The 16861-nt window shown below is 73.0% G+C and carries 12 protein-coding genes; 1 reads left to right on the top strand and 11 read right to left on the bottom strand.

The window, feature by feature from the left end; translation table 11 throughout:
• Positions 1-54: 54 nt before the first annotated feature.
• The 11 genes from LNK82_RS14615 to LNK82_RS14565 form a co-directional block, all read right to left on the bottom strand.
• On the bottom strand, positions 55-1257 hold the full coding sequence (locus LNK82_RS14615) for a DUF6004 family protein (protein WP_230567516.1): 1203 nt from the start codon (positions 1255-1257) through the stop codon (positions 55-57).
• Between the two features lie 401 nt (positions 1258-1658).
• On the bottom strand, positions 1659-2078 hold the full coding sequence (locus LNK82_RS14610) for an acyl-CoA thioesterase (RefSeq protein WP_230567515.1): 420 nt from the start codon (positions 2076-2078) through the stop codon (positions 1659-1661).
• Positions 2071-7428, bottom strand: a complete 5358-nt coding sequence (locus tag LNK82_RS14605) for a type I polyketide synthase (RefSeq protein WP_230567514.1) — start codon at positions 7426-7428, stop codon at positions 2071-2073. The genes LNK82_RS14610 and LNK82_RS14605 overlap by 8 nt, the downstream gene beginning before the upstream one ends.
• On the bottom strand, positions 7425-8372 hold the full coding sequence (locus LNK82_RS14600; protein WP_230567513.1) for an enediyne biosynthesis protein UnbU: 948 nt from the start codon (positions 8370-8372) through the stop codon (positions 7425-7427). Before LNK82_RS14600 ends, LNK82_RS14605 begins: the two co-directional genes overlap by 4 nt.
• Positions 8369-10267, bottom strand: coding sequence for a CRTAC1 family protein (locus LNK82_RS14595; protein WP_230567512.1), 1899 nt, complete (start codon positions 10265-10267; stop codon positions 8369-8371). Before LNK82_RS14595 ends, LNK82_RS14600 begins: the two co-directional genes overlap by 4 nt.
• 33 nt (positions 10268-10300) lie before the next feature.
• Complete coding sequence (locus LNK82_RS14590) at positions 10301-11212, bottom strand: DUF1702 family protein (RefSeq protein ID WP_230567511.1); 912 nt, start codon at positions 11210-11212, stop codon at positions 10301-10303.
• Positions 11213-11384: 172 nt separating this feature from the next.
• A complete protein-coding gene (locus tag LNK82_RS14585; RefSeq protein WP_230567510.1) occupies positions 11385-13136 on the bottom strand; it encodes an ABC transporter substrate-binding protein in 1752 nt (583 codons plus the stop codon).
• Between the two features lie 39 nt (positions 13137-13175).
• Positions 13176-13661 carry an SRPBCC family protein gene (locus LNK82_RS14580; RefSeq protein ID WP_230567509.1) on the bottom strand — a complete coding sequence of 162 codons (486 nt, stop codon included), beginning with the start codon at positions 13659-13661 and terminating at the stop codon, positions 13176-13178.
• A gap of 103 nt (positions 13662-13764) precedes the next feature.
• The gene (locus tag LNK82_RS14575; protein WP_268996421.1) at positions 13765-15138 is read right to left on the bottom strand and encodes a cytochrome P450; all 1374 of its coding nucleotides are present in this window, start codon (positions 15136-15138) and stop codon (positions 13765-13767) included.
• A 107-nt stretch (positions 15139-15245) separates the two neighbouring features.
• Complete coding sequence (locus LNK82_RS14570; protein WP_230567507.1) at positions 15246-15674, bottom strand: DUF6188 family protein; 429 nt, start codon at positions 15672-15674, stop codon at positions 15246-15248.
• A gap of 31 nt (positions 15675-15705) precedes the next feature.
• Positions 15706-16188 carry a hypothetical protein gene (locus LNK82_RS14565; RefSeq protein WP_230567506.1) on the bottom strand — a complete coding sequence of 161 codons (483 nt, stop codon included), beginning with the start codon at positions 16186-16188 and terminating at the stop codon, positions 15706-15708.
• Between the two features lie 229 nt (positions 16189-16417).
• Between LNK82_RS14565 and LNK82_RS14560 the strand changes: the two genes are divergently transcribed.
• The gene (locus tag LNK82_RS14560; RefSeq protein WP_230567505.1) at positions 16418-16861 is read left to right on the top strand and encodes a YbaB/EbfC family nucleoid-associated protein; all 444 of its coding nucleotides are present in this window, start codon (positions 16418-16420) and stop codon (positions 16859-16861) included.

The following is a 16861-nucleotide window of genomic DNA, read 5'->3' as shown; positions in this document are numbered from 1 at the left end:
CCGAACAGCCGTCCGGAGAAATCCGAGTATGTCCGGAAAACCGCCGGCGCGCTGTCAGACGTTGACCGCCGCGTGCTCCCCGACGAACGCGTCGCGCATGACCAGCCGCACACCGGTCAGCCGGGCCTTGACCTCGTCGTCGGTCGTGACGAGCGGGGCGTCCACGCCGCTCATCGACAGCTCCGTGCCGGTCGCGCCCATGTCGGTGAGGTTCCCGCTGACGTGCACCGAGTTCGCCGCGTAGAGCGTGGCTTGCGGCGTCATGAGCTCGAACTCGGCGTCGAGGTGCAGCTCGCCCGGGAACCTGACGCGGCTGAGGCTCTCCTCGGAACCCTCGCCCAGCGTGCCGCCGGACACCCGCGGCCAGCTCGCCCGCAGCATGACCCGACCGCCCAGCTCCGGGCAGTGGCCCACGACGGCCAGCCGCGCCATCTGCGCCAGGACGCCCGTGCCCTCGGCGTGCTTCTCCGGACCGAACAGCAGGATCTCCGTGCCGGCGGCCTTGCGGTGGTCGCCCGCCAGGTCGACGTGCACGGTCCTGCCGCCGACCTCGACCTCGATCCGGCCCTCCAGCGACACCTGCATGATCATCGACGGGTCGACCAGCATCGACATGCAGGGACCCGCGCTCGGGGCGAAGAACACCGTCGGCGTGATGCCGACCGGCTGGTTCTCGTCGTCGGCCGGGTACCACGCCTCGGGCAACGTCGTGCCGCGGGCCACGTTGGGCGCCTGGACGACCTCGAACGGGCCGTCGCCGCGCGGCTTGCCCAGGTACGGACCGGTGAGCGGCTTCTTGAACGGCGGCACGTGGTCGACCACCCCGTGGATGTCGATCACGTTGCGGTGCGCCAGGCGCAGCGTGCTGGTCTCCAGGATGCCGAAGCGGCGGATGTAGAACTCCGCCGGGAAGTTCTTGCCCGGCACGATCTGCCGGACGTGGCCCGTGTTGGGCAGGAACGGGTTGGACAGGACCTGGATGCGGTCGTCGAGCTCGTAGCTGAAGCCCTTGATGCCGACCTCGGGCGCGCTGATGAGCTCCGTCTCGAACTCCGCGTACCCCTTCTCGTCGACCCGGTGCTCGAACCCCGGCATGGGCCACTTGTTCAGCTGGACGAAGCCGGACAGGTTGATGGTCTCGCGCCGACCCGCGTAGTAGTCCTCGCCGAACACGACGGTCGCGGCGGCGAGGATGTGCGGTCGGATGGGCTTCGGTTCGAGGTTCAGCGACTCGTAGGTCTCCCGGGGATTGCTCACTGCTCTACCTCCAGCGTCTGTCTCGCACGAGGAAGTGGGCGAGACCGTCGACAAGTGACACAAGCTATGTGTTCCGATAGCCATCGTCCAGGACGGCGGTCGCGTCCACCTCCGACTTCACAACGCAGGCGTGTGTCGGTTAATCCCTTGGTGTTACCCGGATACACAACGTCGCCCTGCCCCGGACGACGCTCGGGCGAAGTCGACCCGTTCGTGGCAGCACGCCGCACCGACCCCTTGGAGTAGCGTCGAGCTTGGTTCAGTTTCCGATAGCCACTTCGGCTGGGGCCTCGGAGGACGAGATGGTGCCGCGCCACGACGAGAGCTCCTACCTGACCGCGCTGGCCGCCGTCGGGTCATCGCTCGACCGAGCCCGGGAGGAGCAACGGGACGACGGCCCCTCACCGCACGAGCTCGTACGGCGCCAGCGCGGTGACCAGCTCGTCCGGGACGTCGACGGGCTCGACCCCTGACCCGGTGCGGCGCAGGCAGGCGACGCCCTGCTCGCCGCGCGCCACCAGCCGGTCGTCGCGCCGGAAGTCGAAGGCCATCCGCAGCCCGCTGCGCCACCGCTCGCGCAGGGTCATCGCGATGTCGACCTCGTCGAAGGCGAAGCACTCCCCGAAGTACTCCATCGAGCAGGACGTGGTGGCCAGCACGAGACCACCGCCGCTCAGCTCCTTGAGCACCCCGGGCGCGTGCCGGGCCAGGAACATCTCGCGGCAATGACCCTGCCAGTGCAGGAACTGCGCGAAGTAGACGTTGCCGACGAGGTTGGTCTCGTCGAACGTCACCACGTGCCGCCAGTGGTACTCACGCACCGACTCCACACCTCCGGGGCAGGGCGACCGCGACGGACCGCGGGCCGACGAACGTGACGACCTCCGCCACCGGGGTGCCACCGACCAGCAGCCCGTCGTCGGTGGCCCGGTCGACGACCACCTCGGCGCCACCGGGCAACCCCAGGTCCAGCAGCGCCCTCGCGGCCGCCGTCCGGCTGTCGCCGGCCCACCCGACGCCCACGGGCGAGTCCGCCACGGCCACCACGCCGTCGTCGGTGCTCACCAGTTCCAGGCGGTCGGCGATGCCCAGTTCGGCCAGCCGCCTGCTCAGCAGCGGACCGACCAGGGGCGTGGGCACGGGGCCGGGCCAGGGCCGGTTGCCGAACGCGCGCAGCCGCAGCCCTTCCCACCGCGCGACCCGCGCACCGTCCTCATCGGACAGCCACAGGTCGTAGGCGTAGTCGTCGCCCTCCCGCGACCGCTCCTCGGCGGTGACCAGCACCATGCCGGTGGGGCGTCGCCACACCACCACCCGTTCGGCCGCGACGGGCAGCGCCCGGCGGTGGGGCAGGCACGCCAGCAGCACGTGGATGCCGGCGTCGTGCGCGCCCGGGTCGCCCAGCAGCAACCGCGGGGCGTGGTGCTCGGAGAACCAGCGCTCCTCGCCGGACCGGACCCACGCCCGGACCCGGAAGGCGGACAGGTGCTCGTAGTCGACCAGTCCGCGCATACGTCCGGAGTGGAACAGCAGCGGGCCGTAGAACGGGTGCGGCCCGTCGCGTCGTGGCGGTGCGGTCGTCGGGGCCAGGCCGTGCGGCGCGGGCGGGGCGGGCCGGATCACGGCGCCGAAGCGGTCGGTGGCGAAGCCGTCGGAACCGTCCCGCAGCACCACGTCCACCGAGGGCTCGACCTCGTCCCGGGCGAGCGCCGCCACGCGCAGCGGACGCGGCTCGTGCGGGTTCACCATCACCGGGGCGGACAGCTCGACGTCGGTGAACTCCCAGGCCTCCCGTTCGCCGATCACGGCCGCCGCGGCCTGGGCCATCGCCTCCAAACCGACGACGGCCGGGAGGACCGGGACGCCGTCCACGCGGTGGTCGTCCAGGTACGGGTCGCTGCCGGCGGAGATCACGGGTGCGAGGACCGCCTCCACCCCCGGCACGCGGACGAGGGGGTCGGCGGAGAACCGGAGCGGTTCGGCCGGTGGTCCGGACACCGAGAGCGTCGGACCGTCCGGGAACCGCCCGGCGACCAGCTGCGTCACCGGCGCGTCCTCGTCGGCCAGCACGGCCAGCAACGCCGCCACTCCCGCGGCGGGCTCGACCGGCGTGATGCCCCGGTCGCGCAACGAGTCCAGCACGCCCATGCGCGACCCCATGCCGACGTCGCTCCAGACCGACCACTCCAGCGCCCTGGTGCGGGCGGCCGGGTTCGCGGCGGCCCACCGTTCCAGGTGCGCGCGCTGCCAGTCGTTGGCGACGCAGTACTCGGCCTGCCCGGGCAGACCGCGCCGGCCGATGATGGACCCGAACCCGACCAGCAGCGCGGGCGGCTCCCCCAGCGCGGTCAGCAGGTTGTCCAGCCCGGTCACCTTGGGCGCGACGGTCGCGGCGAGGGTCTTCCCGCTGACCGCGCCCAGCGCGCGAGGCACGTTGAGGCCGGCGCCGTGCAGGACGGCGCGCACCGGCCCGTGCGCCCGGGCCGCCACGACCGCCGTGCGCACCTGATCCGGATCGGTGACGTCGCACTCGACGTAGTGGGCGGTGACCCGCCGGTCGAGGGCGGCCAGCCCGGCTCGCACCCGTGCCGCCTCCCGCGGCGATCGACCGAGGAAGACGAGCGTGCACCCGGTGCTCAGGGCCAGGGCTTCCGCGCAGCGCGCCGTGATGCCGTCGACACCCCCGGAGGCCAGGCAGACCTCGCCCGGGCCCAGCGGCAGCGGCACGCCGGGAGTCGCCGGGCGCGCCCTCGTGACCGAACGCCGCACGTCGCCCCTCGCGTCCACGCGCAGCCGCCCGCCGATCCCGGCCAGGCGGAGGTCGACGTCGCGGGCGCCGTCCGTCAGCTCGATCGAGGTCGCGGTGCACGAAGCGATCTCGACCGCGGCGCTGCTCGCCACCGCGGCAGCGGCCGGGTGGCCGCGGTGCAGCACGACGAGCACGTCGGGCCGATGCGCGGCGATGGTCCGCAACAGGTCCGCCACCACCGCCGTCCCCGCGTCGTCGGCCAGCCACACGGCCAGGCCGTCCTGGGCCACACCGTCCACTTCGGAGCTCCTCGCGGCGTCGTGGAGCCACCGGGGCGCGGCGGCCGGCACGGTCCAGCGCACCGCGCCACCGGGCACGGGCCCGCTCCACGGCTCCCAGCGGTGCTCGAACGACCGCACCCACGGGCGCACGCCGTCGACCGCGTCGGGGGTCTGGTCGACCGGCGGCCGGCTCGCGACCAGCTCGGCCACCTCACCGACGGTCATCGTGTCCAGCGACGGCGGCAGGGCCGGCACGCGCCTGCCCAGCAGGTCCGCGGCCTCGGCGACGAGCTGGACGACCTGCAACGAGTTCAGGTGCAGGTCGGCGAGCAGCCTGCGGTCCGGCCGGATCCCGGCCAGCGGCAGTTCCAGCGTGCGGCTCAGGTGGGTCCGCAGCACCCGCAGCGGGTCCGCACCGGTGGTCGGCTCGGGCTCCGGGGTCCGCTTGGCGGGCACCACCTCGGTCTCGGTCGGGTTCGCCAGCAGCGTGATGGGCGTGTCCAGGTCGAGGTGGCGGTGGGCCCGGTCGCCGAACCACCGGTCCAGGTCGCACGCGGACACCGCGGCCAGCGCGGCGAGCGCGATCGCGTGCTCCCGCCCGGAGCCGCCCGGGTCCAGCGAGACCGCCGGGAACCCGGTCGCCAGCGAGGTGAGCGTGGTGCCCGGTCCGGCCTCGACCAGCAGGTCGCACGTCGCGGTCAGCGCGGCGAGGGCGTCGGCGAACCGGACCGGCGCGGTGAGCTGGTCCACCAGCAGCGAGGCAAGGTCGGTGTCCGGGTCCAGCCGGTGACCGGTGACGGTGGAGAACACCGTGCGGCGCGGTGGCCGCAGCCGCACCCGCCGGAGCTCCTCGGCGAAGGGCGCCGCGGCCGGGCGCATCGCCTCGGTGTGGAACGCGTGCGACACCGCGAGCACCTTCGCGCGGGCCCGAGCCCGCAACGCGCGTTCCGCCACCCGGCGCACGTCCGCCGTCCGGCCCGCGATCGTGACCTGGTCGGGGCCGTTGAGCCCGGCCACCACGACCGGGGTGCTCCCGGCCAGTTCCTCGACCGCGGCCAGGGGCAGGCCGATGCTCGCCATGGCGGTGCCCGCACGTCCGTGCTCCCCCATCACCCGCCCCCGGGCGGTGGCGAGCCTCAGCCCTTCCTCGGCGGACAGGGCTCCCGCCCACACGAGCGCGGTGATCTCGCCGAGGCTGTGCCCGACCGCGGCCACCGCGTCGCACCCCAGCTCGGCGAGCAGGGCCAGGGCCGCGAGGGACTGCCGGACGATGGCGGGCTGCGCGATGGCGGTCGCCGTCGCGCCGTCGTGCAGCCGCACGTCCTCGGCGATCCCGGGCACGGTCAAGTCGCGCGCCCAGTCGTCGAGGCGGGCGCGCACCGGCGCCGCCTGGCCGGGGAACAGCAGCCCGACCCGACCCCTGGCCCCGCGCGCGAGCACGAAGCCTTCCTCGCGGTCGACCAGCAGGGTCGACGCCCAGCCCGGCACCCCGCGCGCCGCGCGGTCCGCGGTTCTGGCCAGCCGCTCGGGGGAATCGCTCACGAGCACGCAGCGGAACGCCGGATCGGGCGTCGCCGACCGGTGCCGCGTGGCCGCGAGGTCGTGCAGCTCGGCCGCGCTCAACGAGCCCGCCTTGGCCGCCAGGTCCGCCAGCCGGGCGGCCAGGTCGTCGCGGTCCTCGGCGGTCAGCAGCACGATCTCGTGGGCCGGCAACGACCTGCTCCACCGCAGCATCGGCTCCGGGACGATGCCGGGGCCGTCACCACCGCACCCGGAGAGCACGACGTGCGCGTTGATGCCGCCGAACCCCAGCGCGGACACACCGGCGACCCGCGTCCGGTCCAGCCACGGCTCGGGCCCGTCGAGCACGCGCAGGGTGCTGTCGGCGCCCGACACCAGTGGGTGCGGGTCCTCGCACCCGGTGGTCGGCGGCAGCACGCGGTGGTGCGCGGCGAGCACCGCCTTGATCAACCCGGCGACACCCGCCGCCGCCTTGGTGTGGCCCACGTTGGCCTTGACGGAGCCGAGCGCGGCGCGCGTGGCCGCACCGGCCCGCACGCGGTTGAGCGCCACCAGCTCGACCCGGTCGCCGACGGCGGTGCCGGTGCCGTGCCCTTCCACGAGCCCCACCGCCGAGGGGTCGACGCCCGCCGTCGCGTACGCCCGGTCCAGCGCGCGCACCAGGCCCGACGCCTCCGGCCGCGTCAAGCCCCCCGCCCCGTCGCACGACATGCCCCACCCGGACACCAGGGCGTACACCCGCAGCCCTTTCCGGCGGGCGTCGTCGGCGCGCATCAACGCGACCACGCCGCAGCCCTCACCCGGCAGGAAGCCCGTCGGGTCCGCGTCGTACACCCTCATCCGCCGGCCCTCGGCCAACGCGCCCAGCCGCGCGAACCCGACCAGCTCGAACGGGTCCAGGCTCAGGTCCACCCCGCCGGCGAGGGCGAAGTCCAGCTCGCCGCACGCCAGGGCGCGACAGGCGGTGATCACCGCCAGCAGGCTCGACGAGCACGCGCCGTCGACGGTGTAGCCGGTGCCGTGCAGGTCGAAGTGGTTGCAGACGCGGCCGGCGATCGTGTTGGACAGGGCTCCGGCCAGCGTCTCGTCGCCCGGCTCCGGGAAGGGCTCCCGGACCAGGTCCCGGAGCAGCTCCAAGGCGTGCTCGGCCTGGCTGTCGGGCACGCCCGCGCCCGACAGCGCGGCGACGGCCGCCCGCCGGACGAACGGCCAGCGCAGCCGCAACTGGGCGGCGCGGGAGAACTCCCCGGTGAGCGAGTTGCCCAGGACGACGCCCGCGCGGTCGCGGTCGAGCCCGTCGGCATCCCCGAACCCGGCGTCCGACAGCGCTTCCGCACAGGTCTGCAAGGCGAGCCAGTGCGTCTGGTCGACGGCGCGGAACAGCGGGCCGGGCACCTCGAACCGGTGCCGGTCGAACTCCCACCCGCGCAGCAGGGCCGCGTGGGTCACGTAGGTCTGGTCGGGCTCGGCGCCCCGGTACCCGGCGCCGAGCCGCCGGTCGGGCAGCACGCGGAACGCGCGGCGGCGGCCGACCACCGTCTCCCACAGCTCGGCGGGACCATCGGCGTCCGGGTAGCGGCACGCGATGCCGACCACCGCGATCGGCTGCGCGCTGCTCACGGGGTGGTTCCCGGCGCGCCGCGACGGCCGGTGCGGAGGAGTTGGCCGAGGCAGCGCAGCACGCAGGTGATCACCAGGGCGAAGAACAGGCCGAAGGAGACCCCCGACACCACCAGGACGCCGTAGACCGCCGCCGCGGTGACGCCGAAGACGACCTGGTCGCGCGTGCCGGTCGGGCTCGTGGCGGGATCGGTGATCATGTAGTTGGTGAACAGGACGAACGCCAGCCCGGTCATGGGCGCCAGCGCCGCGAGCAGGTGGTGGTCGAGCAGCGACCAGCGCAGCACCGCCTGGGCCACGAACCCGCCGACCCAGCCGGCGATCAGCGGCATCCTGCCGGTCAGCTTGGCGTTGATCACGGTGCCCGCCGCGAGGACGGCCAGCGGCACCAGCCAGTCGATCGCGCCCGAGGTGTTGCTGGTGAAGTGGTAGGGCGGCGCGATGCTCACCCACGGGAACAGCAGCAGCACCACCGTGATGCCCGTGTTGGACGGGTTGAGCACGTGCCTCAGCCTGCCCCGGACGCGCAGCCGCACCAGGTACTTCGACCCGTTGCCCACCAGGATCGCGAAGATGTAGGGCCACAAGGAGGCGTTGCCCCACAACAGCATCCCGGTCGCCAGACCGGTGATGTGGGCCGGCAGCAGGAAGACCACGAACGCCCGCCGGCCCTTGGCGAACTCGGCCCGCCTGCCGAACGCCCAGGCGTCGAGCGCTTCGAAGCACAACGCGGAGGCATAGCTGACGACGACCGCGACGATCGGGGTGATGGGCGCCTGCTCGAACCCGAGGAACAGGTGCCCGAGGACGTTGAACAGGGTGATCGAGACGGCGAACCGGGTCAGCGCCTTGACCCGGCGCTGATCGGGGGTCAACCCGGGTTTATCCGGTGCGACGAGCGCCCGCTCGTCCAGTGAGGCGCCGTCCAGGCGTGTCGCCGTCATCGCGCCACCGCCGTCGCTGCGGGGCCGAGCTCGACCGTGCGGTGCCCGGGCGTGACCAGGACTTCGGCGCGGTGCGTGCCGGAGGTGTCCCGCCAGGTGATCGTGGCCCGCACCGGACCTCCTCCGGGCAGCGCGAAGTGCAGTCGCGCGGCGGACACGCCGCTGTGCCCGTTCGCCGGGTAGAGCTGCGCCTTCTGCGGCCGGTCGGGGTGGTGCAGCTCCACCTGCGCGCCGATCGCGTCGACGAACCCGCCGACGGCGCCGGGGCGCACCAGGCGCAGGTCCGCCGCCGGGCCGCCCTTCCCGCCGAGCAGCAGCACGGAGTCCTCCCACTGGTTGGCCACCAGGACGTCGAGGCGGTTGTCGCCGTCGACGTCGCCGACGGCGAGTCCCCTGGTGTTGTCGGGGAAGGACGCGCCCACCCGGTCCGCCAGGTCGGAGTACCGGCCGCTCGCGTCGCGGACCCAGAACCGGTTCGGCTCGTGGCCCGACAAGTCGTCGCCGGGGCCGAAGCGCGGCCACACCGCCGGGTGGCGCAGCAGCTCGTCGTTGGCGATCGCCAACTCCTGGAGGACGGGCCAGCGGTTCACCTCCCCCTTGAGGAAACCGTTGGCCTGGAAGAGCTCGTCGACGCCGTCGTTGTCGAAGTCGCCCGCCTTGACGTCCCAGCACCAGCCGGCGCGGGCCAGGCCCAGCGCCTCGCTGCGCTCGGTGAACGGCGCCTCGCCCGCCAGCAGGTCCTGCGGTGTGCCGTCCGGGACGAACGCGAAGTTGCTCTCGTGCAGGCCGTAGGGGACGGTGATGTTGCTGACGACCACCATCGGCAGGCCGGCGCCACCGGGGTAGGTGAACGCGACGCCCATGCCCTTGAACGAGTCGCGGCCCAGCACCTCGGACTTCGGCGTCACCAGGTCGCGGGCGCCGGTGACCTCCTGCAGCCGCACCGCGCCGGGCACCGAGCGGTTGACCATCAGCTGGTCCGGCCCGAAGTCGTTGGCCTGGTAGACCTCCGGGAGGCCGTCGCCGGTCAGGTCCTGCAACCCGGTGGCCAGGGTCCACGACTGGGCGGCGTCGCCGGTCAGGGCCACGCTGGCGTCCACGACGGCCGGCTTGCGGTCCGCGGCACCCGTCGGCCGCGTCAGCAGGATCCGGTTCACGCCGCCGTTGCGGGCCGAGGACATGGAGTCCTGCATCCGGATGCGGGTCTCGTCGGCAGCGGTCGGGTCCAGGACGCGCGCGCCGTCGGGGAAGTAGTTGCCCACCAGGATGTCGAGGTGGCCGTCACCGTCGATGTCGCCCACGTTGAGCGTGCCGGAGTTCCACAGGGCCATCGGCTCGATCAGCTCGTCGGCCCGGAACCGGGTGGGCACGCCGTTCCCGCCGGTGTTGACGAAGAGGACCGGCGAGCGGCCCCAGTAGTGCACGATGAAGTCCACGTCGCCGTCTTCGTCGAGGTCGGCCGGGACGCAGCCCATGGGCGCCATCGTCGAGTCGTAGCGCAGGCCGTCCGGCCGCAGCGCGAACGGGGCGTAGGGCACACCGCCGCCGCCGATCGGCACGGGGCGCAACGTCACGGAATCGTCGCGCGGGTCGACGAGGCAGACGTCGGCCTCCCGCCCGGTCCCGCGCACGTCCGCCAGCGCGACGGCCGCGCCGACCGAGGAGATCCAGCCGCGGATGCCGTGCAGTTCCGGCGCGACGGCGCGCTCGGTCCGCGCGCCGACCGGCTTCTCGTTGAGCTTCACCGCGGTGAAGCCGAACCGGGCGGCGGTGGCGGCGGAGGTCTCTTCGCCGAGGCCCGGCCGCACCACCATCAGGCCGGCGGCGGCGCAGGTGGCCACCACGACGATCACGGACAAGGTCTTGCGCGCGGCAGCGTTCACCGTCACACGCATCGGTCCTCCCTGGCGAGCGGTCGGCTCGGATCTCTAGGGCAATCGGTCGCGCAGCCGCGCCTTCCACTCCAGGTACGCCTGCACATCGGTGGCGTCGAGCAGGTCCGCGCAGGCCTCGTCGGCCCAGCGCGCGGCCACTTCCGCGGTCGTGCCGAGCACCTGCGCGCACGTCTCGCGCGTGTGCCGCGGCACGATCCCCGAGCGGACCCGGGCGCCCGCCGCGAAGACGACGCCTTGCGCGAAGTGCGCCCGGTGCCGTCCGGCGAGGTCGAGCAGCTCGGAGCGGGCCGACGCGTCCGCCGCGCCGGCGTAGGCGGCGGCGAGCCCGACACCGCTCCACAGGTGCGGTCGCGCGATCGTCGGCGCGCGGTCGATCACGTCGGCGATCCCCACCGGGCAAGCGGACTCGGCGAACCACAGCGCCCGCCCGCAGCCGGCGACGCGGACCTGCCACACCGGTCCCGGTGTGCGCGAAGCCCGGCGCAGCAACGCCCGCGTGCCACCGAAGTACACCTCGCCGAAACCCGAGCCGTCGACGGCGAGCCACCGCAGCAGCGGTGTGCGGGGCAGGCGAGGCAGCACCGGCACGCGCGCCGCCGTCAACAACCACCCGGCGCCGACGTGCACCAGGTGCGCGTACGCGTTCCCCGGTCCGGCGAGCAGGCGGTCGAGGGCGCCGGCCCGGCCGGCGGTGGCCAGGTCGAGCAGCCCGGCGAACATGGCGGCGCCTTCGTAGGCGAACCCGCGCTCCTCGGCGTCGACCCGGCTCAGCGGCTCGTGCGGTCGTCGCCACGACCGCACCGCGAGGTTGAACCCGCCGAGGAAGTTCCGGGCGTGCAGTTCCAGGACGGCGCGCTGCGCCGGGTGGTCCACCCGGAAGCCCCGGCGCGAGAAGTCGGCCAGCCGCAGCGGCAAACCCAGTCGCGTGGTGACCGCGGCGACCACGCCGTCGGTAAAAGCAAGCCCGGGAGCTGCATCACCCCTCCAACGGCCGCTTCCGTCACCGGACGAGGATTGCCCGGTGATCCCTGCCTACCAGAGCACCAGGGTGGTCCCAAGGTCGTCTGGTCGTCTTCACGCGAAGGTGTCGCCGGTATGCCCAGGTCAACGCGCATCGCTACGACACGGTCCCGTCCGCCAGCCAGAGGTTGGTGAGGTCGCCGTTGAGCACCGGGTAGGGCAACCAATTCCGCACCCTCGTGGAGTGGAACCAGTACTGGTGGGCGAACAGGACGGGGACGATCGCCCCGTCCCGCAGCACCTGCGCCTCCACCTCCCGGAACAGCTCACCGGCGCGCTCCTCGTCGGCTGACGTCAGGGCCGCCGTGAGCAGCCGGTTGACCCGCTCGCTGCGGTAGCGGCCGAAGTTCGAGCCCCAGTCGCCGTTCTCCGGCACGTCGCGGCTGTCGAACAGCGGCTGGAGGTAGGTGCGGGCGTTGTTGCCGTACCAGTCCGGTTCCCAGCCGGTGAGCGCGAGCTCCCAGTCCCGCGGCCGTGCGGACGCCGACGAGGACAGGAACTCCGAGAACAGCTCGTTGATCGACGCCGGGACGAGCCGAACGCGGATGCCCGCCCTGGCCAGGCCCGCGCGCACCGCCTCGGCGGTGGCCGGGTGGATGTCGCGGTCGCGGTAGACCAGCCGCAGCGTGAGCCCGTCCGGGTAGCCCGCCTCCGCGAGCAGCCGCCGTGCCCGCTCGGGGTCGCCCCGGCCCCCGTCCGTGGCGTGCGGCCGGGTCTCCCGGTGCGCCAGGCACAGCGGCGGCAGGACCTGGTCCGCGATGTCGTTGAGCCGGGGCCCGCCCCACACCAGTGACACCGCCGCCTTGTCCACCGCGTACTGGAGGGCGGTGCGGACGGCCTGCTTGCCGGTGGCGCCGTCCTCGGCCTCGCTGGCGAAGTTCACCACGATGTACGGGCTGAGCAGACCGGCGGGGCACACCTCCAGGCGCGGGTCGTCGGTCGCGAGCAGCGCGGGGAGTTCCCCGGTGAGCGGCTGGACGTCCCAGAGCATGTCGGCCGCGCCGCGGGCGACGAGGTCGTGCGACTCCCGCTCGTCCACGCCCTGCCTGATCTCGATGCCGTCCACGTGCGCGGCGCGGAGGTCGTCGGTCCCGGGGTCCCAGGCGGGGTTGCGGCGCAGCTCGATCCGCTCGCCGGGGCGGTAGGCGGTGATCCGGTAGGGGCCGTTGGAGAGGACGGCCTGGTCCAGTTCGGGGCTGCCCGGCGCGAAGAGCAGGTACTCCTCGGGCGCGGGTGTCGCGAACGGCAGGGCCAGCATGTTGAGGAAGTCCGACATCGGGTACCGCGTGGTGAAGCGGACCTCGGTGTCGTCGAGTGCGACGACACCGCTGATCCCGGTGTGCTCCAACCGGTCCGCGATCGCCTCGACCGTGCGGGGCGCGTCGGCGAGCACGTCGCGGAACTCCGCCATGCCCTCGACGGCGTTGAGGTAGTAGGCGAGCCCGGGGCTGTTGGCCATCGGGTGCGCCAGGCGTTTGATGCCGCGCACGACGTCCCACGCCGTGACCGGGCGGTCACCGTTCGGGGCGTGCCACCGGACCCCGTCGCGGAGGGTGAACGCATAGCGGGTGCCGTCCCCGGTGAGCCGCCCGTTCGCCGCGGTCGGCACCTCGGTGGCCAGGTCGGCGACGAGCGTCCCGGCCTCGACCCGGTCCCGACTGGCGGCGTACCCGACGAGCTGCCGGGTGTACGCGCGCAGGATGCCCCTCGTCACGGTGTGGTAGGCCAGCGCCGGGTCGAGGTGGTCGACGTCCCCCGCGCCGACCATCGTCACCGTCCCACCGCGGCGGGGCGCGACGCCGACGGCCGTGCCGGGGGACCTGCGCTGTGACTGCAGCACGGTGGACACCGCCCCTCCGCTGGATGACCGGGCCTTCGGACGACGCGCTCAGCTACCGCCGATGCCGTCGGGGTGCCGGTCGGCGACGAGGGTCAGCACGATGCCGTGCTCGAGCAGCGCCTTCGCCGCGGCCAGCACCTCGGTGAACCCGCCCATCGAGTTCAGGGCCCAGGTGACGAGCTCGTCGGGTTCGGCGCCACCGAACCCAGTCTCGGTGAGGTCGACCCGCGTCACGTCGTCCGAGTGCGGCGAGAACCGGAACTCGAACGTCGTCGGCCGCGGGCCGTTCTGCCACTCGATGGCGAATCGGCGGTCCTGCTCGAACTCCTTGACCCGGACCGCGACCGTCAAGTCGTACATGTCCCACGTCCACCGCAGTTCCGCTCCCGGTTCCACCGGGCCGCTGCTCCTGGTGAACCAGAACCTGCTCGTGATCGAGGGATCGGTGAAAGCTCGGAAGACCTCGGCCGGTGGTTTGCGGATCAACATCGTCGTCGCGACCACCGGAGACAGTTCGAGGTGGGAATCGCCCACTGCTTCTCCTCTTGGAGACGGCCCACAGCCTGCGTCGAAGGACGCTACCGCGCCAGGACGCCGCGAACCGCCGCCGTTGCCCGGTTGGCCCCGATCGAGTGCATCAGCCCTGGTCTCCCCGGACACCGCGAGGGCCGACGTCGCGGCTGCGCGCGATCATGGGCAACGCGTTCACCGGCATCGTGACGGCGGGCTTCGGCCGCACGCGGTGGCCGGGCACGGGCACCAGTCGCCAGCGCGCCGCGATCGTGGCGAGGGAGAGGACCAGTTCCGCCCAGGACAGGCCTTCGCCGACGCACCCGTGGAGCCCGGTCCCGAACGGGAGGAACGCGGCGCGGGCCAGTGGGTCGAGGCGCTCGGGCAGCCACCTGTCGGGGTCGAAGCGATCGGGGTCGGCGTGGATGCGGGGGTTGTGGTTGAGCGCGTGCGCGCTGTAGAGCACGACCGCGCCGGCAGGGATGTGGTAGTCGCCCAGTCGAGTGTCCACTGTGGTGGAACGGCTTTGGAACAGTCCCTGCGTCCGGTGGCGGAGCGTCTCCGTGACCAACCGTCGTGTGTATACCAATCGGTCGATGTCCTCGAAGGTGGCCGTCCGGCCCGCCAACACCCGGTCCACCTCGTCGTGCAGGCGGCGTTCGACGTCCGGGTGGGCACCGAGTTCGTGGAAGGCCCAGGACAGGGTGTTGCTGACGGTGTTGCTGCCCGCGATCAGGAAGGTCATGACCTCGTCGTGCAGCTGCTCCTCGCCCATGGCCGGTTCGCCGTCGTCGCCCGCGAGGACCATCTTCGACAGCAGGTCGCCCCGGTCGGTCCTCGTCGCCAGGTACTCGTCGACCACCGCCTTGATCGTCCGCCGGAGGAACTCCTCCGCTTCGCGGTAACGGCGATTACCCGGCGTGGGCAGCCTGGTGAGGACCCCCGGACCGGTCATCCGCCGGAACAGCCCGCCCAGCACCACCGAGGTCGCGGCCATGAACCGCGCCCGGTCCAGGGACGCCCCGTCGGCGACGATGACCCGGACGATGTTCGCCAGCGCGAGCTCGTCCATCTCCTCGTGCACCGCGACCCGTTGGCCGTCGTGCCAGGAGGCGGCCTTGGCCTCCGCGTGCGCGCTCATGACCGCGGCGTAGTCGGCGATCCGCCCGTGGTGGAACGCGGGCAGGACCAACCTGCGCTGCCGTCGGTGGAACTGCCCGTCGGAGATGCCGAGCCCGTTGCCGAACATCTGCCGGAACCGCTCGGCGATCGGGCCGCCCCTGGCGAACACGTCGGGGCGGCGCATGACGTCGCGCACCAGTTCCGGGTCGTTGACGACGTACATCGGCCTGCGCCCCAGCAGGATCCGGGTGACCGGGTCGCCCGACTGGAGTTCGAGGAGGAACGAGCCGGGACTTCGCTTCATCCGCAGTGCGTGCCCCAGGAGGGGCAGCGCGCCGGGGTAAGTCCCGGGTGGACGGACGGTGGCGGTGGTCGACATCGGCAGTCCTCACGCCGAGTGCTGTTGATTCTCAAGCAATGTAGCCGTGGGACGACCACCCGGCGAGCCCGTGCTACCGCACGATCGCGTGAGCCGCCGAACGGACCTCAGGTCGTCTCCTCGTACCACAGCGCCAAGGCGCCGCCCGGCGTGGACACGACCACCAGCTTGGCCGGGCCGGACAGCATCCACGGCTCGTACTCCCGCGAGCCGTCGACCACGAGCCTGCTGCCGTCCGCGAAGGCCACCGCCAGCCGACCGTCATCGAAGGCGAGGGCCTCCACGACCGACGTGCGGGTGCAGGCGAGCACCGGGCCCAACCCCGTCGGGTCGGTCTGCGGGCGCAGCACCACCTCGACGCCCTCGGCCGACACGAAGGCGAAGTCCTCCTCGATCCGCAGGTCGTAGCTCCCGTCCGGGGAGTCGAAGCCGAACGTCACCGCGTGGTCGACCCGGCACTGCACGATGGGCAGCCCGGCCAAGGGCAGGCGCCAAGCGTCACCTGCCCGGACCAGACCTGCGGTTGCCGGAGCCACGACGGTCAGTATCCCCGAGACCCGCGCACCGTCATTCGACGGCCTCGATGTCGTGCACGACGTCCGACCTGACGGCGGATCGCCGGACAAATGCGAAGCGGCACTGATCGAATGGGATCACGACCCGCTCAAGAGGCATAAACGTATTCTCGTCGAGCTTTGCACCCTGAACCTCGTCGAACGTCTCACGACCGGACAGGAGCCGGATGAACACGACCAGAGACCGATCACCGCCCCGTTCGACCCGGATCCAACTGCTCCGCCCGTACGACGAGTCGTCGATGTCATAGCGGGGAAGGCGGTGGTCATCGCGCCGATGCCGGGCATCGGCCTCGATCGGGCCGCGAACGCACGAGTCGAACACCGCTTCCGCCATGCGTTCCCAGTGGATGTGCTGACCCTCGTCCCGCCACTCCATCTTCAGGCGCTGCGCGATGGGGGCGAGCACGGACAGCGCGTCCCGGAATGCCGCCAGGAAGTCGGACACCGAGCAGCGAAGAACGTCGTCGTCCACGTCACCACACCCCCACAGCCGATCGATCCACGGCGCACCGGGCCGAGCACGCCGCTCGCCGCCGACCGCATCCGGCCTGCTCACCGGACGAGGCAGACGCCCCGGCCCCGGCGCCGATCCGGGCCGACCGGTTTGGGCCGAACCGGTCATCTTGGGAACGAAACGGCCCCGGGCGCCGACACAGGAGCAGTAGCTTGGCCTGATCTCTGCGTCACCGGAGGGGGAGCCGATGACCGACCCGTTGGCCAACGTGCAGCGCTTGGTGGACGACTGGGAGCGCGACGCCGAGGAGAAGGCCGCGCGCTACGAGTCGATGCGGCAGGAGGTCGAGCGGATCTCCATCACCGCCTCCGCCGCCGGTGGCGCGGTGAGCGTGACCGTCGGCCCGAACGGCATCCCGAGCGCGGTGACCATGACCGCGGAGGTGAGCCGGTTGCGGCCGGAGCAGATCGCGGCGGCCGTGATGGAGGCGATGGGCAAGGCCCAGGCCGGCTACCCGGCCGAGCTGGCGCGGATCGTCGGGGAGACGGTGGGCCAGACCCCTTCGGGCCAGCACATCGTGGCCGTGGCCGAGCGGAACTTCCCCCAGCCGGAGCCGGATGTGCGACCCACCCCGCCGCGCCGCCGCCCGGGCGATGACGGCGACTTCACCGACGAGAGCTACCTGAGGTGA

It is taken from the genome of Saccharothrix luteola, from assembly GCF_020859565.1.
In the GTDB taxonomy this organism is placed as follows: Bacteria; Actinomycetota; Actinomycetes; order Mycobacteriales; family Pseudonocardiaceae; genus Actinosynnema; species Actinosynnema luteola.
The sequence above is the reverse complement of the archived record's forward strand: the minus strand, read 5'-3'. Positions and strand labels throughout refer to the sequence as shown.

Bases quoted from the DNA above. Each gene is read 5' to 3' on its own strand.
- LNK82_RS14595 (WP_230567512.1), bottom strand. From the start codon at position 10,267: ATGCGTGTGACGGTGAACGCTGCCGCGCGCAAGACCTTGTCCGTGATC.
- LNK82_RS14575 (WP_268996421.1), bottom strand. From the start codon at position 15,138: ATGTCGACCACCGCCACCGTCCGTCCACCCGGGACTTACCCCGGCGCG.
- LNK82_RS14600 (WP_230567513.1), bottom strand. From the start codon at position 8,372: ATGACGGCGACACGCCTGGACGGCGCCTCACTGGACGAGCGGGCGCTC.
- LNK82_RS14560 (WP_230567505.1), top strand. From the start codon at position 16,418: ATGACCGACCCGTTGGCCAACGTGCAGCGCTTGGTGGACGACTGGGAG.